This is a genomic window from Pseudomonas sp. PDM05, from assembly GCF_014851685.1.
Classification (GTDB): domain Bacteria; phylum Pseudomonadota; class Gammaproteobacteria; order Pseudomonadales; family Pseudomonadaceae; genus Aquipseudomonas.
The window spans coordinates 63,769-85,540 of sequence record NZ_JACVAC010000012.1; the positions used below are offsets into that span (position 1 = coordinate 63,769).

Genomic DNA, 21,772 nt, shown 5'->3' on the forward strand with positions numbered 1-21,772 from the left:
GGCACTTACCTTTTGCTGTCGGTTGAAATCCCGCATGCGCCTGAAGCTGCTGACCAATCTCAATACCCTTCTGCTCGTGGCCGTGTGCCTGGCGCTCGGGGCGACACTCTGGTGGTCGCAGCGGGCACTGGAGCGTCCGTATTTGCTGATGGAACGCTACCTGGGCCTGTCCCAGACCTTCCAGAACCAGGCCGCGCGCAATATCGACGACTACCTCGCCAGCGGCGACGCCCTGCGTTTGAGCAGCGCCAGCCAGAGCCTGGAAAACCTGCTGCAACATCTGGATGAACTGCCTGCCGACCTCGCGCAAAACCTGCGCCCGAGCCTTGTGGATCTGGACGCCTTCAGCAAGACCGACCTGCTCGCTGCCGGCAAGCTGGCCGGCGACCCGCAAGCCCTGCTGCTGCAAGCCGAGCGCGAATTGGGCGCGAACCTGGAGCAACTGAGCCAATACGCCATCGGCGTGAATTCCCCCCAGGCCGCGCGCTACCTGCCGCCGCTGCTGGCCGCGTCGCAACACCTGGGCAAACTGTCCCTGGCCCGCGACAAGCTGGTGAGCAGCGGCCGTGCGGAACTCGCCGCTGATGTGGAGCGCGAAGTCGGCAACATCCGCAGCCAGGCGGACCTGCTGGAGCAACTGCCGCTGCTGGGCGTGACGGCCAGCGCCGAATCCAGCGCCGACGACTTCTCCGCCCTGATGGGCCTGGAAAACAGCGAAAAAACCGAAGCCCAGGACACCGGCGTCGACCTCAAGCGCGAACTCAACAGCCTGCTGACCCGCTACCCCGCCGAACTCAAGCGCACTCGCGAGCAGATCCAGCAGCGGGCCGACCTGGCCAACGCCACTCACCTGAAAATCAACGCCGTGCAACAAGCCATCGCCAGCCTGGAGCCGGTGGTGCGCGCGCAGCACGGCAAGATCCAGGGCGAAGTGCGGGTGATGCAAGGCGTGATGATCGGTCTGATCCTGCTGATCGCATTGCTGATCGACACCCTGCAACGCCGCTTGGCACGAGTCCTGACCAACCTGGCACCGGCCCTGTCGACCTGGGCCGAAGGCGACTTCAGCCAGTCGATTGCCTTGGGCAAGACCAACCGCGAACTGCACGACATTGAAGCGTCGCTGAACCGCCTGCGCGCCTATTTGGTGGCGTTGGTCGGCACCATTCGCGGCAATGCCGAGGAAGTCGCCGGCAGCAGCCGTGCATTGGCCGAACTGAGCAGCGGCCTGCATGACGGCGCCGAGCGCCAGGCCGGCGACACCGCGCAGATCCGCGACTCCCTGGGCGAACTCGAAGCGACCATTCAACAAGTCGCCGGCGACGCCAGCCAGGCTGCCGGGGCCAGCCGCAGCGCCGGTGACGCGGTGGAACAGGGCCAACGGGTGATCGGCCTGAGCCTGACCGGGCTACATGCGCTGGTGGGTGAAGTGCAGCAAAATGCGCAGATGATCGAGAAACTCGCTGAAGAGTCCGCGACCATCGGCGGCGTGCTGACGGTGATCCGCTCGATTGCCGACCAGACCAACCTGCTCGCGCTCAACGCGGCAATTGAGGCCGCCCGGGCCGGTGAAGCCGGACGCGGGTTTGCCGTGGTCGCCGACGAAGTGCGCTCCCTGGCGCAGCGCACCGCCGGCGCCACCGCCGAAATCCAGACCCTGATCGCCGGCCTGCAAGCGGCTGCACACCAATCGGTGCAAGGCATGCGCGCCCAGGTCGAACACGCCGAAGCCACCGCCCAGCAGGCCCAGGCGGCCGACGGCGCGCTGGATGAAATCGTCGGGGCGATCCAGACCATTTCCGCCACAGCAGTGCGCATTGCCGATGTGACCGCGCAGCAGAGCAGCGCGGTCAGCGAAATCCGTGATAACAGCGAGCGGATTCACCAATTGGGTGAGGACAATTTGCTGCGCATCGGCCAGGGCCGCAGCCAGGGCGAGCATCTGCTGGTGCTCGGCGGGCAGCTCAACACCGCTGTCCAGGCTTTCCGCGTTTAACCCGGTCTGAGCCTGGATGCCGCTCCCACACTGACCGGATCCAGCCTCGCAGTCACAAATTTTGCGCTATCCTCGCTAATCGTGCTGCCTACTGCATAGAACTGGACAGTCACAAAGGCTTTGCGGCATAGTCGCCGGGTTCTGCCGTACCCACATCAATAACAAGGAACAGCCGATGGCGACCTTTCTGGTTCTACACGGACCCAACCTGAACCTGCTCGGCACCCGCGAACCGGGCGTCTACGGGGCAGTCACCCTGGAACAGATCAACCTCGATCTGGAACGCAGGGCCCGTGAAGCCGGCCACCATCTGCTCTACCTGCAAAGCAATGCCGAGTATGAATTGATTGATCGCATCCATGCCGCGCGCGGCGAAGGCGTGGACTTTATCCTGATCAATCCCGCCGCTTTTACGCATACAAGTGTTGCATTACGTGACGCGCTGCTGGCGGTGAGCATCCCATTCATCGAAGTGCATTTGTCCAACGTGCACAAACGCGAAGCTTTCCGCCATCACTCTTACTTCTCCGACGTAGCGGTAGGAGTGATCTGCGGCCTTGGCGCCAGCGGTTACCGACTGGCCCTGGAGGCCGCCCTGGAACACATTGAACAACCGGCCAAGCGCCCCTGACCGACCCTTGGGAGTTGATGATTCATGGATATCCGTAAAGTTAAGAAACTGATCGAGCTGCTGGAAGAGTCCGGCATCGACGAGCTGGAAATCAAGGAAGGCGAAGAGTCCGTACGGATCAGCCGCCACAGCAAGACCCCGGCCCAACAGTTCTACGCACCGCAAATGCAAGCACCGGCTCCAGCCGCCGCTCCTGCTGCTGCGCCAGCCGCTGCCGCCGCCGCTCCTGCAGCGCCAGCCGCTCCAGTGCTGAACGGTTTCGTGGTCAAGTCGCCAATGGTCGGTACTTTCTACCGCACCCCGGCGCCAACCTCGCCAGCCTTCGTTGAAGTGGGCCAGACCGTGAAAGTGGGCGACACCATCTGCATCGTTGAAGCGATGAAGATGATGAACCACATCACCGCTGAAAAAGCCGGCGTCATCGAATCCATCCTGGTAGAAAACGGTCAGCCGGTTGAGTACGACCAGCCGCTGTTCACCATCGTTTGAACCGCGGAGCGCCTTCGATGTTGAAACCTGCGAAGAAACTGCAAAAAGTCCTGATCGCCAACCGCGGCGAGATCGCGCTGCGTATCCTGCGCGCCTGTAAGGAAGAGGGCATCAAGACCGTCGCTGTTTACTCGACGGCTGACACCGAATTGATGCACGTGAAACTGGCGGACGAAAGCATCTGCATCGGCCCGCCACTGGCCACGAACTCGTACCTGAAGGTCTCGAACATCATCGCTGCCGCGGAAGTGACCGGCGCTGATGGCATCCACCCAGGCTACGGCTTCCTCGCGGAAAACGCCGATTTCGCCGAACAGGTGGAAAAATCCGGCTTCGCCTTCATCGGCCCGAAAGCCGAAACCATTCGCCTGATGGGTGACAAGGTTTCTGCCAAGGACGCCATGATCGCAGCCGGCGTGCCAACCGTTCCCGGTTCCGACGGCCCGCTGCCGGAAGACGAAGAAACCGCGCTGCGCATTGGTCGCGAAGTCGGCTACCCGGTGATCATCAAGGCCGCCGGTGGCGGTGGTGGTCGCGGCATGCGCGTGGTGCACAAGGAAGAAGACCTGATCGAAGCGGCCAAGCAGACGCGCTCCGAAGCGGGTGCCTGGTTTGGCAACCCGATGGTCTACCTGGAAAAGTACCTGACCAACCCACGTCACGTGGAAGTGCAAGTACTCTCCGACGGCCAAGGCCACGCCATCCACCTGGGCGACCGCGATTGCTCGCTGCAACGTCGTCACCAGAAGGTACTGGAAGAAGCACCGGCACCGGGCCTGGACGAAAAAGCGCGTCAGGAAGTACTGGCTCGTTGCGTCAAGGCGTGCATCGACATCAACTACCGTGGCGCGGGTACCTTTGAGTTCCTCTACGAGAACGGCCGTTTCTACTTCATCGAGATGAACACTCGCGTGCAAGTAGAGCACCCGGTTTCGGAGATGGTCACCGGTATCGACATCGTCAAGGAGATGCTGAGCATCGCCGCCGGCAACCCGCTGTCCTTCACCCAGGACGACGTGAAGATGCACGGCCACTCCCTGGAGTGCCGCATCAACGCCGAAGACCCGAAAACCTTTATCCCAAGCCCTGGCCTGGTCAAGCATTTCCACGCGCCCGGCGGCAACGGCGTACGTGTGGATTCGCACCTGTACAGCGGCTACAAGGTTCCGTCCAACTACGACTCGCTGATCGGCAAGCTGATCACCTGGGGCGCGACCCGCGACGAGGCCATGGCCCGCATGCGCAACGCCCTGGACGAGATCGTGGTCGACGGCATCAAGACCAACATCCCGTTGCACCGGGACCTGGTCCGCGATGAAGGCTTCTGCGAAGGTGGTGTGAACATTCACTACCTGGAACACAAGCTGGCCAACCAGTAAGCGCTCCACCCGACAAAGCCGCCTTCGGGCGGTTTTGTTGTTTATGGCCCCCGGACTTTACTGGCGAGATACATTCCCCCTGTGGAAGCGGGCTTGCTCGCGAATGCGGTGCATCAGCCAAGATATTATCCACTGACCCACCGCATTCGCGAGCAAGCCCGCTCCCACATTTGTTATGTGTACACCCCTCCCGCCGCTCGCGTAAACTTGCGCCCTTTCGCGACCCACCCGTCGCACATTCAATTTTTTCAAAGGTGCCCGCCATGCCTTGGCTGCAAGTCCGTCTCGCCATCAGCCCAGAACAAGCCGAAACCTATGAAGACGCGTTCCTCGAAGTCGGCGCCGTTTCGGTCACCTTCATGGACGCCGAAGACCAGCCGATCTTCGAACCCGAACTCAACACCACCCCGCTGTGGTCGCACACCCATCTGCTCGCCCTGTTCGAAGACGGCACCGATGCCGCCAGCGTGCTGGCCCATATGGAACTGCTCACCGGCGCACCGCTGCCGGAGCATCACAGCGAAGTCATCGAAGACCAGGACTGGGAACGCAGCTGGATGGACAACTTCCAGCCGATGCGTTTCGGCCAGCGCCTGTGGATCGTACCGAGCTGGCACGCCGCGCCAGAACCTGACGCCGTGAACCTGCTGCTGGACCCGGGCCTCGCATTCGGCACCGGCACCCACCCCACCACCGCACTGTGCCTGGAATGGCTGGACGGCCAGGACCTGCACGACTGCAATGTGCTGGACTTCGGCTGCGGCTCGGGGATTCTGGCGATCGCTGCCCTGTTGCTGGGCGCCAAGGAAGCCGTCGGCACCGATATCGACGTGCAAGCCCTGGAAGCCTCCCGCGACAACGCCGGGCGCAACAACATCGCTGAAGGCAAATTCCCCCTCTACCTGCCGGAGCAATTGCCCCAGGTGCAGGCCGACGTACTGGTCGCCAATATCCTTGCCGGGCCGCTGGTGTCGCTGGCGCCGCAGCTGTCGAGCCTGGTCAAGCCCGGTGGCCGCCTGGCCCTGTCGGGCATCCTGGCCGAGCAAGGTGAAGATGTTGCCGCCGCCTATGCCCAGGATTTCGAGCTGGACCCCATCGCCAACCGTGATGGCTGGGTACGCATCAGCGGCCGTCGGCGCTAGAATGAGCGCTTGCCTGAATCGGATGGCCGCATGACCGACAGTTTCGTCACCCAGTGCCCGCATTGCCAATCGCGTTTTCGCGTCAACCACGCTCAATTGAGTGTGGCCCGCGGCGTGGTGCGTTGCGGCTCGTGCCTGCAAGTGTTCAACGCGGTGCGCCAGTTGCTGGAGCAGCGCGCAGCCGCGGCCGCCTCGCAAGCCGAGCAACCGGCCAGCGTCGAGCCGGCCCCCGCGGCCCCGCGCGCCATCAGCCAGAAGCAATGGAGCGCCGAAGAGCTGGACCTGGACAACCTGGACCTGGACCAGGAACTGGCCAAGCTGGAACGCCGCGAGATTCAGCACACCCAGCCGCTGGGCGCGGATCGCCGCCAACCCGGCAGCGATCGTCGGCAAAAAGACGAACCCCTCAGCGCCAGCCGCGACACCATCAAGGCCGAGGAAGAAAAGTGGGCCGCCAGCCTGTTCAGCGAACCGCCGCAAGAACGCCTGCCGGCTGAAGAAGACGACGCCGAACCGACGAACGCACCTGCGACCAAGCAGCGCACCGAACCGTCGATGTCGTTCCACACCGACGACCTGGATGACGAGCCGCCACTGCACGCGCCGCCGGACGAGGACGACATCGACCCGCCGTTCACGCCGCTGACCCATGCCGCCGGCCAGGCGGAAGCCGAAGAACGTCTCGGCACCCGCCGCAAGCGCCCGCGCACCGAAGCCGGCGTGCACGACGACGTGCTTCAGGACCTGGAAGACGACCCGCTGCACCTCTACGCGCAAAAACGCCCGGCCAGCCTGGGCAGCCGCCTGATCTGGATCTTGCTGGTGCTGATCGCCGCCGGCGGCCTCGCCGCTCAGTACATCGCCTACCAGTTCGACGACCTGGCCCGCCAGGACGCCTACCGCCCGTGGTTCCAGCAACTGTGCCCGACACTCGGCTGCACCGTGCCATCACGGGTCGACATCGCCCACATCAAGAGCAGCAACCTAGTGGTGCGCAGCCACCCAGAGTTCGCCGGGGCGCTGGTGGTCGATGCCATCATCTATAACCGCGCGACCTTCTCCCAGCCCTTCCCCTTGCTGGAACTGCGCTTTGCCGACCTCAACGGCAACCTGATCGCCAGTCGTCGCTTCAAACCCGCCGAATACCTCAGCGGCGAATTGGCCGGTGTCAGCGAAATGCCTTCGCAGACGCCGATCCACATCTCCCTGGACATCCTCGACCCGGGCAACAAAGCCGTGAATTACAGCCTGAGCTTCCACTCGCCCGAGTGAATCGGCCTATGCATGGAGGTTTGACGGCGGATTCTTGACTGGACCCCGCACATCCAAACCGGCGGCGATAAACAAATAACTGTTCAGATTTTATCCAATTCAGCCTTTATCCAGTCATCGAGAGCGGGTATCATGCCAACCCTTTTTCGAACTCTAATGATCCGGCCCCACAACAGGGAAGTCCTATGTCGGCGGTACGCATCGGCCCATATACATTGCACAACGGTTTGATTCTCGCCCCGATGGCGGGCGTCACCGACCAGCCCTTTCGTCAGCTGTGCAAGCGTTTGGGCGCGGGTCTAGTAGTCTCGGAAATGGTCACCAGCGACATGAGCTTGTGGAACACCCGCAAATCGCGGATGCGCATGATCCACGAAGGTGATCCCGAGCCCCGCTCGGTACAGATCGCCGGTGGGGATGCACAGATGCTGGCGGATGCGGCCCGGGCCAACGTGGAGTTGGGGGCGCAGATCATCGACATCAACATGGGCTGCCCGGCCAAGAAGGTCTGCAACAAGGCCGCCGGTTCCGCGCTGTTGAAAGATGAGCAATTGGTTGCCGAGATCCTGCAGGCCGTTGTCGCCGCAGTCGAGGTGCCGGTGACGCTGAAGATCCGTACCGGTTGGGACCGGGAGAACAAGAACGGCCTGACGGTGGCGAAAATCGCCGAACAGGCAGGAATTACAGCGCTGGCGGTGCATGGCCGCACCCGCGCCGACCTTTACACAGGTGAAGCCGAGTACGACACCATTGCCGCGATCAAGCAGGCGGTGTCGATACCGGTATTTGCCAATGGCGACATCGATTCAGCCGAGAAAGCCCGGCGCGTGTTGCACGCCACTGGCGCCGACGGCTTGTTGATTGGCCGGGCCGCCCAGGGGCGGCCCTGGATTTTCCGTGAGATCGACCATTTTCTGCGTACCGGCGAAGTCTTGCCGGCACCGGAGCTGATCGAGGTGGAACGTATTCTGCTAGAGCATCTGGCCGCCCTGCACGCCTTCTACGGAGACGTGATGGGAGTACGCATTGCTCGCAAGCATGTCGGCTGGTATCTCGCAACCCTGCCGGGCGCCAGGGAGTTTCGCGCCCACTTCAATCGTTTGGATGATACGGAAGCACAGTGCGCCAACGTTCGTGAGTTCTTCGGCGAGCGTTACAAGAGCCTGGGGACAGGGGACGGAGAGGGGGTGGCCGCATGACGATGATGACCGAGACTTTAGTGAGTGGAACGACACCCGTGAGCGACAACGTCAATTTGAAACAGCACCTGAACACGCCGAGCGAAGAAGGCCAGACCCTTCGCGGTAGTGTCGAGAAGGCGCTGCACAATTATTTCGCCCACCTTGAGGGCGCATCCGTCACGGACGTGTACAACCTGGTGCTCTCCGAAGTCGAAGCGCCCTTGCTCGAAAGCGTGATGAACTACGTCAAGGGCAACCAGACCAAAGCCAGTGAGCTGCTCGGCCTCAACCGTGGCACCTTGCGCAAAAAGCTCAAGCAGTACGATTTGTTGTAAGCATTCAATCAAACCAGAAAGGCGCCCGCGTAAAAAACGGCCGCCTTTTTTGCTGACTCCTTTGCTTTTGATGGAAATTGAAATGACCGACCAGACTACCCGCCTGCCGATCCGCCGCGCCTTGATCAGCGTTTCCGACAAGACCGGCATCCTCGAATTTGCCCGGGAGCTGGAAGCCCTGGGCGTGGAAATCCTCTCCACGGGCGGGACCTTCAAACTGCTGCAGGACAACGGCGTGGCCGCAGTAGAAGTTGCGGACTACACCGGTTTCGCAGAAATGATGGACGGTCGGGTCAAGACCCTGCACCCGAAAATCCACGGCGGCATCCTTGGCCGTCGCGGCACCGACGACGCCATCATGGCCGAGCACGGCATCAAGCCGATCGACCTGGTAGCCGTCAACCTGTACCCGTTCGAAGCCACCATCAACAAGCCAGGCTGCGACCTGCCGACCGCCATCGAAAACATCGATATCGGCGGCCCGACCATGGTGCGTTCGGCGGCCAAGAACCACAAAGACGTGGCCATCGTGGTCAACGCCAGCGACTACAGCCAAGTGCTCGAAAGCCTGAAAGCCGGTGGCCTGACCTACGCCCAGCGTTTCGACCTGATGCTCAAGGCGTTCGAACACACGGCAGCCTACGACGGCATGATCGCCAACTACATGGGCACGGTTGACCAGGCCGCTGAAACCCTGTCGACCGAAGGCCGCAGCCAATTCCCGCGCACCTTCAACAGCCAGTTCATCAAGGCCCAGGAAATGCGCTACGGCGAGAACCCGCACCAGAGCGCGGCGTTCTACGTGGAAGCCAAACCTGCCGAAGTCGGCATCGCCACCGCGACCCAGCTGCAAGGCAAGGAACTGTCCTACAACAACGTGGCCGATACCGACGCCGCGCTGGAATGTGTGAAGAGCTTCGTCAAGCCCGCCTGCGTGATCGTCAAGCACGCCAACCCGTGCGGCGTGGCCGTGAGCCCGGACGCTGAAGGCGGTATCCGCCAGGCCTACGAACTGGCCTACGCCACCGACACCGAATCGGCATTTGGCGGCATCATCGCCTTCAACCGTGAACTGGATGCCGAGACCGCCAAGGCGATCGTCGAGCGTCAGTTCGTGGAAGTGATCATCGCCCCAAGCGTCAGCGATGAGGCCCGCGCCATCGTGGCGGCCAAAGCCAACGTGCGCCTGCTGGCCTGCGGCGAGTGGTCGGCTGACCGCGCTGCGGCCTGGGACTACAAGCGCGTCAACGGCGGCCTGCTGGTACAGAGCCGCGACATCGGCATGATCGGCAGCGACGACCTGAAAGTCGTGACCAAGCGCGCGCCAACCGAGCAAGAGATCAACGACCTGATCTTCGCCTGGAAAGTGGCCAAGTACGTCAAGTCCAACGCCATCGTCTACGCCAAGAACCGCCAGACCATCGGTGTCGGCGCCGGCCAGATGAGCCGCGTGAACTCGGCGCGTATCGCTGCGATCAAGGCTGAACACGCTGGTTTGCAGGTGGTCGGTTCGGTGATGGCATCCGACGCGTTCTTCCCGTTCCGTGACGGCCTGGACAACGCCGCGAAAGCGGGCGTCACCGCCGTGATTCAACCGGGTGGCTCGATGCGCGATGCCGAAGTGATCGCTGCGGCTGATGAAGCCGGCATCGCCATGGTCTTTACCGGCATGCGCCACTTCCGTCACTGATCCAACTCGATAGAGATGTGAGAGCGGGCTTGTGTGGGAGCGGGCTTGCTCGCGAATGCGGTGTATCAGCTACATATCCTGCGACTGACACACTGCCTTCGCGAGCAAGCCCGCTCCCACATTTAAAGGCGCTTCTGCAGCGTCCACAGAATTTGAGGTTTTTGAAATGAATGTTTTGATCATTGGCAGCGGTGGCCGTGAACACGCCCTGGCCTGGAAAGTAGCCCAGGACCCACGCGTCCAGAAGGTTTTCGTCGCACCCGGCAACGCCGGCACCGCCATTGAAGCCAAGTGCGAAAACGTCGCTATCGACGTGCTGGCCCTTGAGCAACTGGCCGATTTTGCTGAAAAGAACGTGTCCCTGACCATCGTCGGTCCGGAAGTCCCCCTGGTTGCCGGCGTCGTGGACCTGTTCCGCAGCCGTGGCCTGGACTGCTTCGGCCCTACCGCCGGTGCAGCCCAGCTGGAAGGCTCCAAGGCGTTCACCAAGGACTTCCTGGCACGCCACAAGATCCCGACCGCCGACTACCAGAACTTCACCGAGATCGAGCCGGCCCTGGCTTACCTGCGTGAAAAAGGCGCACCGATCGTGATCAAGGCCGACGGCCTGGCCGCCGGTAAAGGCGTGATCGTCGCCATGACCCTGCAAGAAGCCGAAGACGCCGTGCGCGACATGCTCGCCGGCAACGCGTTCGGCGACGCCGGTTCCCGCGTGGTGATCGAAGAGTTCCTCGACGGCGAAGAAGCCAGCTTCATCGTGATGGTCGACGGCAAGAACGTGCTGCCGATGGCCACCAGCCAGGACCACAAGCGCGTCGGCGACGGCGACAGCGGCCCGAACACCGGCGGCATGGGTGCTTACTCCCCGGCCCCGGTAGTGACCGCCGACGTGCACCAGCGCGTGATGGACCTGGTCATCTGGCCAACCGTGCGCGGCATGGCCGCCGAAGGCAACGTGTACACCGGCTTCCTGTATGCCGGCCTGATGATCGACAAGGCCGGCAACCCGAAAGTCATCGAGTTCAACTGCCGCTTTGGCGACCCGGAAACCCAACCAGTGATGCTGCGCCTGCAGTCGAGCCTGGTGTTGTTGGTAGAAGCCGCCCTCGCCCAGGCCCTGGACAAGGTTGAAGCACAGTGGGACCCACGCCCAAGCGTCGGTGTCGTACTGGCCGCCGGCGGTTACCCTGCCGACTACGCCAAGGGCGATGTGATTGAAGGCCTGGACGCAGCTGCTACGCTGGAGGGCAAGGTGTTTCATGCGGGCACCGCGCTCAAGGATGGCAAGGTTGTAACCGCAGGTGGCCGCGTGCTGTGTGCCACCGCAATGGGTGCCAGTGTCGACGCCGCGCAACAACAGGCGTACAAGCTGGCCGCGAAGATCGACTGGAAAGGCTGCTTCTACCGCACGGACATCGGCTATCGCGCGATTGCCCGTGAACGTGGCGAGAGCAACTGAGTCGTAGCTATCCGTTCGGTTAGGCAAGGGCCCGCGGCCCTTGCCGTACACATGTCGCCCCGCGCATAGTTAACCCGTGCATCAACCTACGAAGGGATTTCGCCGTGCGCTGGCTCAGGATCGCCATAGGTTTCACAGTCAGTCTGCTGACACTGCTCTGCTTGTTCCCGGCCCAGGCCGCGGCGCAAGGCAGTGGTTGGGCAGTATTGCTTGATGAACAGGCCGACCTGCAACTGAGCGACATCCGTTCAGCCCGCTACACCAATCAATTCAGCCCCATCGAACTCGACCGGATCACGGCTGCGCCGCCCGACGGTGCGTTGTGGGTACGCTTCAAGCTGCAACCCGGCGCGCACGAACAAGTGCTGCGGGTGTTTGCCCCGGACCTGTCCCACCTGAGCCTCTACGTACTGGACGGCGACACCCTGGTGGAACAACAGAGCACCGGCACGCGCCAGCCCCAGGCCGAGCGCCCACTGCCCAGCAGCGATTTCATGCTGGCGATGCCCCAGAGCCAGAAAACCCTCGATGTGTACCTGCGCATGGTCTCGGAACACGAGCTGCGCCCGTACATCACCCTGGAGCCGGCCGTCCTCGTCGCCGCCAACCAGACCCAGACGCTGATCTACGGCCTGTTGTTCGGCTGCCTGCTGATGCTGATCCTGCACAACCTCACGCGCTTTGCCTACCACCGCTCGCGCAGCAGCCTATGGCTGGCCGCCTGCGAAGTGCTGTTGATGCTGAGCCTGGCGTTGCTGCTCAATGTGGTCGGCCCCTGGCTGCCAAACTGGCACGCGATCCAGACACCTGGCGCCTACCTCGCCCTGCTGCTCACCGCGCCGTGCGGGCTGATGTTTGCCTACCGCTTCTTCATGCCGCTGGGCCCGCACCCTCTGAACAAGCTGCTGATGGCCGACATCCTGTTTATCGTGCTGTGCGGCCTGCTGCTGTTATTCGTCAACACCCTGCCACTGAACATCATCACCTACGCCCTGGTCGCCCTCGCCGGGCTGAGCATGCTGTTTGTCTCGGCCTATCACTGGCAGAAAGGCTACCGCCCGGCGCGCCTGTTCGTGGCGGCGATGGTGGTATTCAACACGGGTACGCTGATCATCCTGCCCGCCCTGCTCGGCCTCACGCTGCTGGCGCCGCAAGGCTTGATCATCACCCTGCTCGCCTTTATCTGCATCAGCGGCTTGTTGATGAGCCTTGCGCTGGGTGAACGCCAGCGCGCCATTGTCGAAACCCGCTTCAGCCTCAGCCGCGACCTTGCTGCGAGCAACGCCGAAATCGCGGCCAAGGCCGAGTTCCTGGCGAAGATCAGCCACGAAATCCGTACCCCCATGAACGGCGTGCTGGGCATGACCGAGCTGTTGCTGGGCACGCCGTTGTCGGTGAAACAGCGGGACTACGTACAGACCATCCACAGCGCCGGCAACGAACTGCTCACGCTGATCAACGAGATCCTCGACATCTCCAAGCTCGAATCCGGGCAGATCGAACTGGACGACGTGCAGTTCGACCTCAACGCATTGATCGACGACTGCCTGAGCATCTTCCGCGCCAAGGCCGAACAACAGAACGTCGAGCTGATCAGCTTTATCCAGCCTCAGGTGCCACGCGTCATCAGTGGCGACCCGACCCGCCTGCGCCAGGCGCTGTTGAGCCTGCTGGAAAACGCCCTGCAAAAGACCGATGAAGGCGAAGTGCTGATCGTCGTCGCCCTCGATGAACGCAGCACCAAGCCGCGCCTGCGCATCGCCGTGCAAGACAGCGGCCTACCGATGGAAGCGGCCGAACGCGACGCGCTGCTGCACAGCGAACTGCACAGCAAGAATTTCCTCTCGGCCACCCGCTTGAGCGGCCACCTGGGCCTGGTCATCGCCCGCCAACTGATCCTGTTGATGAACGGCGAGTTCGGCATCAAGAGCGGCAGCCACCAGGGCAGCACCCTGTGGCTGACCCTGCCGCTGGACCCGGAACGCCTGGAACACCCGACGTCCGACCTAGACGGCCCGCTCAAGGGCGCGCGCGTTCTGGTGGTGGACGACAACGACACCTGCCGCAAAGTGTTGGTGCAGCAATGCACGGCCTGGGGCCTCAACGTCAGTGCCGTGCCTTCGGGCAAGGAAGCCCTGGCGCTGCTGCGCACCAAAGCGCACCTGCGCGACTACTTCGACGTGGTTCTGCTGGACCAGAACATGCCCGGCATGACCGGCATGCAACTGGCGGCGAAGATCAAGGAAGACCCGAGCCTGAACCACGACATCCTGCTGATCATGCTCACCGGCATCAGTAATGCGCCGAGCAAAATCATCGCGCGCAACTGCGGGATCAAGCGCATCCTCGCCAAGCCAGTGGCGGGCTACACCCTCAAGACCACCCTGGCCGACGAACTGACCCAACGCAGCAAAGGCACCGTGCAATCACGCCCGACGCCAAGTGCACCGGCCGCCGTGACCGTGCCCGCCGACTTCCGCATCCTGGTGGCCGAAGACAACAGCATCTCCACCAAAGTGATCCGCGGCATGCTCGGCAAACTCAACCTCAACCCGGACACCGCCAGCAACGGCGAAGAAGCCCTGGAAGCGATGAAAGCTCAGCGTTATGACTTGGTGTTGATGGACTGCGAAATGCCGATCCTCGATGGCTTCTCGGCGACCCAGCAACTGCGCGCGTGGGAAGTCAGCCACCAGCGCATCCGCACGCCGGTGGTAGCGCTGACCGCACACATCCTCTCCGAACACAAAGAGCGCGCGCGCCAGGCAGGGATGGACGGGCACATGGCCAAGCCGGTGGAACTGTCGCAGTTGCGCGAGCTGGTGGAGTACTGGGTTGCACAGCGCCAGCAACGCCCGGAACACGCCCCCTCCTGACCTGCAATGCAGTTCCCCTGTGGGAGATTCCATGGTGGAGGGACAACATCTTCACCAGCAGTACCGCCGCCTTCGCAGCCTCGCTAAAGCTCGACAACTCCAACAGGGGATTGGCAGTGCCTGGGCAATCTCCAGCCAAACACTCACTCCCCAGCAACCCCAATCACCTGTGGGAGCGGGCTTGCCCGCGAATGCGGTGGTTCAGCCAACACCTCTGCCAACAGTACCGCCGCCTTCGCAGCCTCGCTAAAGCTCGACAACTCCCACAAGGGATTGGCAGTGCCTGGGCGATCTCCAGCCGAACACTGACAGCCCAGCAACCCCAATCAACTGTGGGAGCGGGCTTGCCCGCGAAAGCGGTGGCTCAGGCAACCTCTCTACCAGCAGTGCCGCCGCCTTCGCAGCCTCGCTAAAGCTCGACAGCTCCCACAAGGGATTGGCAGTGCCTGGATAATCTCCAGCCGAACACTGACAGCCCAGCAACCCCAATCAACTGTGGGAGCGGGCTTGCCCGCGAATGCGGTGGTTCAGCCAACACCTCTGCCAACAGTACCGCCGCCTTCGCAGCCTCGCTAAAGCTCGACAGCTCCCACAGGGGATTGGCAGTGCCTGGGCAATCTCCAGCCGAACACTGACAGCCCAGCAACCCCAATCACCTGTGGGAGCGGGCTTGCCCGCGAAAGCGGTAGTTCAGCCAACTCCTCTACCAGCAGTACCGCCGCCTTCGCAGCCTCGCTAAAGCTCGACAACTCCCACAAGGGATTGGCAGTGCCTGGGCAATCTCCAGCCGAACACTCACTCCCCAGCAACCCCAATCAACTGTGGGAGCGGGCTTGCCCGCGAATGCGGTGGTTCAGCCAACACCTCTGCCAACAGTACCGCCGCCTTCGCAGCCTCGCTAAAGCTCGACAACTCCCACAGGGAGTTGGCAGTGCCTGGGCAATCTCCAGCCGAACACTCACCATCCATCAACACCAATCAACTGTGGGAGCGGGCTTGCCCGCGAAAGCGGTGGCTCAGGCAACCTCTCTACCAGCAGTACCACCGCCTTCGCAGCCTCGCTAAAGCTCGACAGCTCCCACAGGGGATTGGCAGTGCCTGGGCGATCTCCAGCCGAACACTCACCATCCATCAACACCAATCACCTGTGGGAGCGGGCTTGCCCGCGAAAGCGGTGGCTCAGGCAACCTCTCTACCAGCAGTACCACCGCCTTCGCAGCCTCGCTAAAGCTCGACAACTCCCACAGGGAGTTGGCAGTGTCTGGGCGATCTCCAGCCGAGCGCTGACAGCCCAGCAAGCCCGCTCCCACATTTGATCTCTGGCGCCTGATAGACTCGACACACTTCTCTCATCGCGAGCCACTCACATGCTCCACGTGTTATTCAGCGTCTACCTGAAAATGCTGGTGCTCTACAGCCCGTTCTTCGTGCTGTCCTGCTTTATCAGCCTGACCCGTGGTTACTCCAGCAAGGAGCGCCGACGCCTGGCGTGGAAGGTCGCGCTGGCGACCCTGGTGTCGAGCGTGTTGCTCTACCTGTTCGGCCGCGTGATTTTCAGTGTGTTCGGGATCACCGTGGATGCGTTCCGCATCGGCGCCGGCAGTGTGCTGTTCATCTCGGCCCTGGGCATGGCCCAAGGCAAGTCGGCGGTGCAGACCGACAACGTGCAGCAGGACGTCACCATCGTGCCGCTGACCATTCCCCTGACCGTCGGCCCCGGCACCATCGGTGCGCTGCTGGTGATGGGCGTCAGCCAGCCGCACTGGGACGACAAACTCACCGCCATCCTCAGCATCGCCCTGGCCAGCCTCACGGTGGGCGTGGTGCTCTACCTGTCCAACCGCATCGAGCGGATTCTTGGCGACCAGGGTTTGCAGATTGTCAGCCGCTTGATGGGCCTGTTCGTCTGCGCCCTGGCCGCGCAAATCATCTTTACCGGGGTACGCGGCTACCTGGTGCCTTAGATCCGGTACTTGGCGATTGCCAGCTGCACCTTGTCACCCGCGCTCTCGCGCATCAGTTGAATGGTTTTTTCGTTGACCACCGAGGTATTCAGCACCAGACACGTCTGCCCGCTGAAGGCCTCGGACGAGGAACTGTCCCACTCCAGGAACGGCAGGCCGACCTGCTTGCTCACGCCGAGGGTGCTGTAGGTCACCAGCACCATCGTCACTTCGCCATCGGTTTGCGCACAGGACGCCAGGCCGAAATCCCCCCCTTGCTGCATGGTGCTGTTGCGCTTGAACAGCTCGAACGACGCTGGCGCCTGTTTCAAGGCCTCCAGCGCATCCGCCGCCAACTTAGGCAACGCCGCGAACGCCGGCCCGACCAGTGACGTCGAGGCCAGCATCGCCGCGATCATATTCAATGCCGCCAGTTGCACCGTCAGGCCCTTGCCGCTGCTGGAAACCCGCTCAAAGCTGCTACGCAACGGCAGCCAGCCCAAGCTGATCATCACCTTGATAAATTCGTCGTACCAGCCCTCGGTGCCGCGCTGGACCTTCAACACATCGCTGACGTAACTGCTGGCCAGCAAATAGCTTTTGCGGATGTACTCACGATTCAACGCCGACATGCCCTCGACGAACGAAATCACGCCGTTGTTCACCACCGCCGCATTGCAGTCATCCGCCGTATCCACCGGCAGCGCGGCATTCAATCCCGAAGCCCCCGGCAGCTTGTAGGCGGCGATCAATTTACGCCTCTTGGTACTGTTGATCCTTCTTTGATGTCGCTCCATTTCCAGTTCTCCACAAACACCCCACATGGGGCTTACCTGCACACTAGTCCAGCGGCTGGCGGGCTTGCCAGGCGACAAACATGCCTTGGCCGGGCGCGTTAGCCCCCAGCGTCCAGCAACCGCGCGGGCCTTGCGGATTTCAGCGCGCAAAAAAAGAAAAAGCCCCGGACAACCGCAGGTAAATCCCTGGGTCATTCGGAGCTTTCGGGCAGCCACGAGGCTGTTTTCAGGACAGGGGTTTTTCGCCGTACCAGCGTGGCGTGTACACCCACTCACCACCACCGGCGCGCGGGAACGCGCAGGTGGTGGACGAGCCGATCAACACCATGGTGCGCATGTCCACTTGCTCGGGCGTGAGCTGCCCCAGGGTGGTGACGCGCAAGGTCTGGCCCGGCCGACCGATGTCGCGGCCCAGCACCACCGGGGTTTGCGGCGTGCGGTGCAGCGCGACGATTTGCAGGGCACGCCCCAGTTGCCACGGCCGCGAGCGCGAGATCGGGTTGTAGAACGCCAGGGCAAGATCGGCCTGGGACGCGAGGTCCAGGCGCTTTTCGATGATTGCCCAAGGCTTGAGGTTGTCCGACAGCGACATCACGCAGAAGTCGTGCCCCAACGGCGCACCCGCCTGGGCGGCGGTGGCCAGCGAAGCCGAGACGCCCGGCAGGATCTGCAGGTCGACCTGATGCCACGCCGGATCGCTGGACTCGTGCAGCGCCTCGATCACCGCCGCTGCCATGGCGAACACGCCCGGGTCGCCGGACGACACCACCACCACCGAACGGCCTTGCGCGGCCAGCTCGAATGCGTGGCGCGCGCGCTGCATTTCTTCGCGGTTATCGGTGCAGTGCTGCACCTGGTCGTCACGGAACGGCCCGGCCATGCGCACGTAGGTTTCGTAACCCAGCACATCGGTGCAGCGTGCCAATTCGGCCTTCACCGCCGGCACCATCAATTCAGCCGCGCCAGGCCCCAGGCCGATCACGGCCAGACGCCCGCGCACACGCCCTACCTGGGACAGGTCCAACGGTTGCTCGGCAACGGTGATCACGATGTCGGCGTCCTGGCTGACGCAGGCAAAACGCAGCGGCACCCCCAGTGCCGCCGCGGCTTCATGCAACGACGCCTCGGCCATCTGCGTATCACTGGCCAACAGGCACGCCAGGGATTGCACGGCGATGCCCGCCTCACACAACGCCGTGCGCACACGCTCGGCCAGTTGCGCGCCGGGCTTGCAGGTCACGCTGACGTTCTTCGGATAGATCAGCAGTTCGTTGGCCGCAGGCGTGCGCTCGGCACTGCCCACGTGAATCGCCAACTGCGCCTGCTGGTCCTGGCGCAGGTTGGCTTGATCCAACCACGGCGCCGCGCCTTCGATGCGCACGCTTGCGCCCGCCAACAGGTCCGAGACAAAGCGCTTGCCCAGCTCCAGGTCGGCCAGCTCATAACCACTGGGAGGATTGAGCAGGCAGGTGCCGAAACGCAACTCGCCGCTGGTGGTGATCGCCGCAGCCACGTTCAACGCTGCCGCGATGTCCCGCGCCATGACGTTCACACCGCCCAGGCCACCGAGCAGCGGCACCACGGCGCTGCCGTCTTCGGCCACGGCCAGCACGGCGGGCTCTTCGCCTTTCTCCAGCAGCAGCGGCGCCAGGGTGCGGATCACGATACCGGCGGCACACAGCGCAATCAGCGGCGTGCCTTGTTGGTACAAGTGCCGCAGGGTCGTGCCGAACTCGCTGTAGGTCTGGTCCGCGCCTTCAACCCGTGCGGCCAAGCCGTGGATCAATGCGCCCGGGTAAACCTGCTGAATCTTGCGCGCAGTGGCCAGGCTGCCCTGGCCCAGAATGACAATCGCCGGCGTCATCAACCTTGCCACCGTTCACCGGGCACGATGATCAGCGAAAAGTACGGCGACGACGACGGATCCACCTGATCCAGCGCCACGATCTTCTGATTCGCCATGGTGGCGCGTTCCACATACAACGCGCGCCCGGCCAGGCCGAGTTCTTCCAGCACCTGGCGTACCTTGGGGAAGTTGCGGCCCAGCTTCATGATCACCGCCGCGTCGGCATCGGCCAGGCGGCGCTTGAGATCGTCATGGGGCAACACGCCGGAAAGCACCGACAGGCTCTGGTTGCGATACACCAGCGGCGCGCCCAGCACCGAGGCGCCGCCGAGCATCGAGCACACGCCGGGAATCACTTGCGCTTCATAACGTTCGGCCAGGCGGTCGTGCAGGTACATGTAGGAGCCATAGAAGAACGGATCGCCTTCACAGATCACCGCCACATCGCGGCCGGCGTCCAGGTGCGCGGCCACATCGACACTGGCCGCGTCGTAGAAATCGCTGATCACTTGCTCGTATGACATCGGCGCCGGCAAGGCTTCGGTGGTCACCGGGTACACCAGCGGCATCAGGGTCTGCTGCGGCACCAAGTGATCCTCGATGATGCCGAACGCGTTGCCCTTCTTGCCCTTGGCCACGAAGTACGCCACCACCGGCGACTCACGCAGCAGGCGCAGGGCCTTGAGGGTGATCAGTTCCGGGTCGCCGGGGCCTACGCCCAGGCCGATCAACCGTCCGCGAGCCTGCATTATTCGACCTCCGTGGCCAGGGCATTCACCGCGGCGGCTGCCATGGCACTGCCGCCCAGGCGGCCCTGCATGATCACGAACGGCACGCCACGGCTATCGGCGGCGAGCATCGCCTTGGATTCGGCGGCGCCGACAAAGCCCACCGGGAAGCCGAGGATCAGTGCCGGTTTCGGTGCGCCGGCATCCAGCATTTCCAGCAGATAGAACAACGCGGTCGGCGCGTTGCCGATCACCACCACGCTGCCTTCCAGGTGTGGGCGCCACAGTTCCAGCGCCGCAGCGGAACGCGTGTTGCCCAGCTCCCGCGCCAGCTCCGGCACACTGTCGTCGCGCAAGGTGCAGATCACCGCGTTGTTGGCCGGCAGGCGCGTACGGGTCACGCCTTCGGAAACCATCCGCGCATCGCACAGAATCGGCGCGCCGGCCGCCAGCGCATCGCGCCCGGCCTTGCCCGCGCCTTCGGAGAATTGCAGGCCGTCGACGGCGTCGACCATGCCGCAGGCATGAATCACCCGCACCGCGAGTTTTTCCAGGTCGGCCGGGATGCGCTCCAACTTGGCTTCCGCGCGAATAATGGCGAAGGAGTTGCGATAGATCTCCTGACCGTCGCGGATGTAATCAATCATCGGTGTTGCTCCGTGGGCGGGCGCGCAGCAAGGCACCCGTCGCTTCAATAGAAAGGGCGTGCGCGTGCAGCCGGCCGAAACCCGGGTGGGCTGCATCGCGAAAATAGAGGTCGTAGTGGCCGGGGCTTACCGCCAGCAAGGTCACCGGCGCGATGTGCGCGGCGGCGCAGGAACGCGGGCAGCCGGACAAGTGCACGCCGTGCCCTGGGTGCAGGGCGGCGAGTTGCACGGCGTCGGCCTTGGTATCGGCCAGGGCCTTGGCGCAACCGCTGGAGCCGGTGCAGGCGGTCATGTGCGCCAGGGTCTGGTCGACTGAGCAGAGGAAGCCCAGTTGCGCCAGGCGTTCGGTCACGGCATGGGGTTTTTCGGCGCCGGGCAGCAGCACGCCTTGCCAAGGGGTGAAGCGCAAGGTGCCGTCGCCGTGCTCGCTGGCCAGTTGCGCGGCGCCTTTGAGCATCGTCGAATCCAGGCGCCCCAAGGGCGCGATGGCGGCGACATAGAATTGATTTTTTTGCACCTGTGGATAAGTCCCCAGGTGCAATAACGCGCCGCTGGGCGGGCGTTTGAAGCCATCCGCTGGCAGCAGCGGCAGGCCGAGGTGGCTCAATAACTTATCCACAGCCAGATGGCGCATGCGGGTTTGCGCCGGGGTCGCCAGGTCGAGAAAGGCTTCCAGCACCGCCACCACCAGCGCATGACCCTGCTCCAACGGCACGGCGGCCACCGGCGCATCGAGCCCCGGGCAACCGGCCAGGCCGAACGCGAGGAGAGTCTGACCATCGCGCACGAACGCCGACAGCCACAGGTCATGATGATGTTCGAGCATCGCCAGGTCCTCGCCGCCATCCAGTTGCACGGCGAACTTGGCCGACAACTCGTGGAAACGCGGGTGGCTTTGCAGGGTGTTCAGGATCTGCCCGGCCAGCGGGCGCGTGTCGAACAGCATCTGCGGGTCGATCCCGGCGCTGGGGCTGAGCATCAGGTTGCGCACGTCGTCGCCAGCGGCGTTGTTGGGGCCGAGGTCGGCGGCCAACAGCATCGCGATCAAGGCCCCCTCTTCGGTGCCGATCCCGCGGATCTGCAGGTTGGCGCGATTGGTCGCCTCGATCACCCCGCCTGCATAGGTCTGGGCGGCGTCCGCCACCGCATGGGCCTGGGCGGTGGTGATCGAACCGCCGACCAGTTTGATCCGGCAAATACCGCCATCCAACGCCTGGACAATACGCAGCAACCCCGGACAAGCCGAGGGGCGCAAGGTATTCACAGCGGGCGTTGGTTTCACGGGGCTTCCGGTTGACGGGTAAAGGCGCGGTATTATGCCTGCTTTGTCCGGCAGCATGAAAAGCCTGCCCGTCGGATGT

17 protein-coding genes are annotated in these 21,772 nt (G+C 63.2%); 12 read left to right on the forward strand and 5 right to left on the reverse strand.

The features are described from left to right. Nucleotides 1–34 precede the first annotated feature (34 nt). The 12 genes from IB241_RS21345 to IB241_RS21400 all read left to right on the forward strand — a co-directional run bounded on the left by IB241_RS21345 (nucleotide 35) and on the right by IB241_RS21400 (nucleotide 16,414). A complete protein-coding gene (locus IB241_RS21345; protein WP_192300189.1) occupies nucleotides 35–1,996 on the forward strand; it encodes a methyl-accepting chemotaxis protein in 1,962 nt (653 codons plus the stop codon). 175 nt (nucleotides 1,997–2,171) lie between these two features. Next, nucleotides 2,172–2,627, forward strand: a complete 456-nt coding sequence (gene aroQ / locus IB241_RS21350; protein WP_017738538.1) for a type II 3-dehydroquinate dehydratase — start codon at nucleotides 2,172–2,174, stop codon at nucleotides 2,625–2,627. Nucleotides 2,628–2,651: 24 nt separating this feature from the next. Beyond that, a complete protein-coding gene (gene accB, locus IB241_RS21355) occupies nucleotides 2,652–3,116 on the forward strand; it encodes an acetyl-CoA carboxylase biotin carboxyl carrier protein (protein WP_192300190.1) in 465 nt (154 codons plus the stop codon). 17 nt (nucleotides 3,117–3,133) lie between these two features. After that, nucleotides 3,134–4,495, forward strand: coding sequence for an acetyl-CoA carboxylase biotin carboxylase subunit (gene accC, locus IB241_RS21360; RefSeq protein WP_010213490.1), 1,362 nt, complete (start codon nucleotides 3,134–3,136; stop codon nucleotides 4,493–4,495). Between the two features lie 263 nt (nucleotides 4,496–4,758). Further along, nucleotides 4,759–5,637, forward strand: coding sequence for a 50S ribosomal protein L11 methyltransferase (gene prmA, locus IB241_RS21365; RefSeq protein ID WP_192300191.1), 879 nt, complete (start codon nucleotides 4,759–4,761; stop codon nucleotides 5,635–5,637). Between the two features lie 30 nt (nucleotides 5,638–5,667). Next, nucleotides 5,668–6,909 (forward strand): DUF3426 domain-containing protein, encoded by a 1,242-nt coding sequence (locus IB241_RS21370; RefSeq protein ID WP_192300192.1) that lies wholly within the window; start codon nucleotides 5,668–5,670, stop codon nucleotides 6,907–6,909. Nucleotides 6,910–7,094: 185 nt separating this feature from the next. Next, nucleotides 7,095–8,108: a tRNA dihydrouridine synthase DusB gene (dusB, locus tag IB241_RS21375; protein WP_192300193.1), complete on the forward strand. Its 1,014-nt coding sequence runs from the start codon at nucleotides 7,095–7,097 to the stop codon at nucleotides 8,106–8,108. Next, nucleotides 8,105–8,425: a DNA-binding transcriptional regulator Fis gene (gene fis / locus IB241_RS21380; protein WP_002555375.1), complete on the forward strand. Its 321-nt coding sequence runs from the start codon at nucleotides 8,105–8,107 to the stop codon at nucleotides 8,423–8,425. Before dusB ends, fis begins: the two co-directional genes overlap by 4 nt. 82 nt (nucleotides 8,426–8,507) lie before the next feature. After that, on the forward strand, nucleotides 8,508–10,115 hold the full coding sequence (gene purH, locus IB241_RS21385) for a bifunctional phosphoribosylaminoimidazolecarboxamide formyltransferase/IMP cyclohydrolase (protein WP_192300194.1): 1,608 nt from the start codon (nucleotides 8,508–8,510) through the stop codon (nucleotides 10,113–10,115). A 166-nt stretch (nucleotides 10,116–10,281) separates the two neighbouring features. Beyond that, complete coding sequence (purD, locus tag IB241_RS21390) at nucleotides 10,282–11,574, forward strand: phosphoribosylamine--glycine ligase (protein WP_192300195.1); 1,293 nt, start codon at nucleotides 10,282–10,284, stop codon at nucleotides 11,572–11,574. A gap of 104 nt (nucleotides 11,575–11,678) precedes the next feature. After that, entirely contained in the window at nucleotides 11,679–14,450 is a 2,772-nt protein-coding gene (locus IB241_RS21395; RefSeq protein WP_192300196.1) for a hybrid sensor histidine kinase/response regulator, read from the forward strand. 1,367 nt (nucleotides 14,451–15,817) lie between these two features. Beyond that, entirely contained in the window at nucleotides 15,818–16,414 is a 597-nt protein-coding gene (locus tag IB241_RS21400) for a MarC family protein (protein ID WP_003171467.1), read from the forward strand. On the opposite strand, the gene IB241_RS21405 is transcribed toward IB241_RS21400, so the two are convergent. The 5 genes from IB241_RS21405 to cobG form a co-directional block, all read right to left on the reverse strand. Then, nucleotides 16,411–17,190 (reverse strand): hypothetical protein, encoded by a 780-nt coding sequence (locus IB241_RS21405; protein WP_192300197.1) that lies wholly within the window; start codon nucleotides 17,188–17,190, stop codon nucleotides 16,411–16,413. The genes IB241_RS21400 and IB241_RS21405 overlap by 4 nt on opposite strands. A gap of 226 nt (nucleotides 17,191–17,416) precedes the next feature. After that, nucleotides 17,417–19,054, reverse strand: coding sequence for a precorrin-3B C(17)-methyltransferase (gene cobJ, locus IB241_RS21410; RefSeq protein ID WP_192300198.1), 1,638 nt, complete (start codon nucleotides 19,052–19,054; stop codon nucleotides 17,417–17,419). Further along, a complete protein-coding gene (locus IB241_RS21415) occupies nucleotides 19,054–19,785 on the reverse strand; it encodes a precorrin-2 C(20)-methyltransferase (RefSeq protein WP_192300199.1) in 732 nt (243 codons plus the stop codon). Before IB241_RS21415 ends, cobJ begins: the two co-directional genes overlap by 1 nt. Beyond that, the gene (locus IB241_RS21420) at nucleotides 19,785–20,411 is read right to left on the reverse strand and encodes a precorrin-8X methylmutase (RefSeq protein WP_192300200.1); all 627 of its coding nucleotides are present in this window, start codon (nucleotides 20,409–20,411) and stop codon (nucleotides 19,785–19,787) included. The genes IB241_RS21415 and IB241_RS21420 overlap by 1 nt, the downstream gene beginning before the upstream one ends. After that, a complete protein-coding gene (gene cobG, locus IB241_RS21425; RefSeq protein WP_192300201.1) occupies nucleotides 20,404–21,750 on the reverse strand; it encodes a precorrin-3B synthase in 1,347 nt (448 codons plus the stop codon). Before cobG ends, IB241_RS21420 begins: the two co-directional genes overlap by 8 nt. Nucleotides 21,751–21,772 lie beyond the last annotated feature (22 nt).

Coding starts and splice junctions, on each gene's coding strand:
- IB241_RS21405 (WP_192300197.1), bottom strand. CDS start 17,190: ATGGAGCGACATCAAAGAAGGATCAACAGTACCAAGAGGCGTAAATTG.
- cobG (WP_192300201.1), bottom strand. CDS start 21,750: ATGCTGCCGGACAAAGCAGGCATAATACCGCGCCTTTACCCGTCAACC.
- IB241_RS21420 (WP_192300200.1), bottom strand. CDS start 20,411: ATGATTGATTACATCCGCGACGGTCAGGAGATCTATCGCAACTCCTTC.
- accB (WP_192300190.1), top strand. CDS start 2,652: ATGGATATCCGTAAAGTTAAGAAACTGATCGAGCTGCTGGAAGAGTCC.
- accC (WP_010213490.1), top strand. CDS start 3,134: ATGTTGAAACCTGCGAAGAAACTGCAAAAAGTCCTGATCGCCAACCGC.
- IB241_RS21415 (WP_192300199.1), bottom strand. CDS start 19,785: ATGCAGGCTCGCGGACGGTTGATCGGCCTGGGCGTAGGCCCCGGCGAC.
- purD (WP_192300195.1), top strand. CDS start 10,282: ATGAATGTTTTGATCATTGGCAGCGGTGGCCGTGAACACGCCCTGGCC.
- purH (WP_192300194.1), top strand. CDS start 8,508: ATGACCGACCAGACTACCCGCCTGCCGATCCGCCGCGCCTTGATCAGC.
- IB241_RS21400 (WP_003171467.1), top strand. CDS start 15,818: ATGCTCCACGTGTTATTCAGCGTCTACCTGAAAATGCTGGTGCTCTAC.
- IB241_RS21345 (WP_192300189.1), top strand. CDS start 35: ATGCGCCTGAAGCTGCTGACCAATCTCAATACCCTTCTGCTCGTGGCC.
- dusB (WP_192300193.1), top strand. CDS start 7,095: ATGTCGGCGGTACGCATCGGCCCATATACATTGCACAACGGTTTGATT.
- aroQ (WP_017738538.1), top strand. CDS start 2,172: ATGGCGACCTTTCTGGTTCTACACGGACCCAACCTGAACCTGCTCGGC.
- IB241_RS21370 (WP_192300192.1), top strand. CDS start 5,668: ATGACCGACAGTTTCGTCACCCAGTGCCCGCATTGCCAATCGCGTTTT.
- fis (WP_002555375.1), top strand. CDS start 8,105: ATGACGATGATGACCGAGACTTTAGTGAGTGGAACGACACCCGTGAGC.
- cobJ (WP_192300198.1), bottom strand. CDS start 19,054: ATGACGCCGGCGATTGTCATTCTGGGCCAGGGCAGCCTGGCCACTGCG.
- prmA (WP_192300191.1), top strand. CDS start 4,759: ATGCCTTGGCTGCAAGTCCGTCTCGCCATCAGCCCAGAACAAGCCGAA.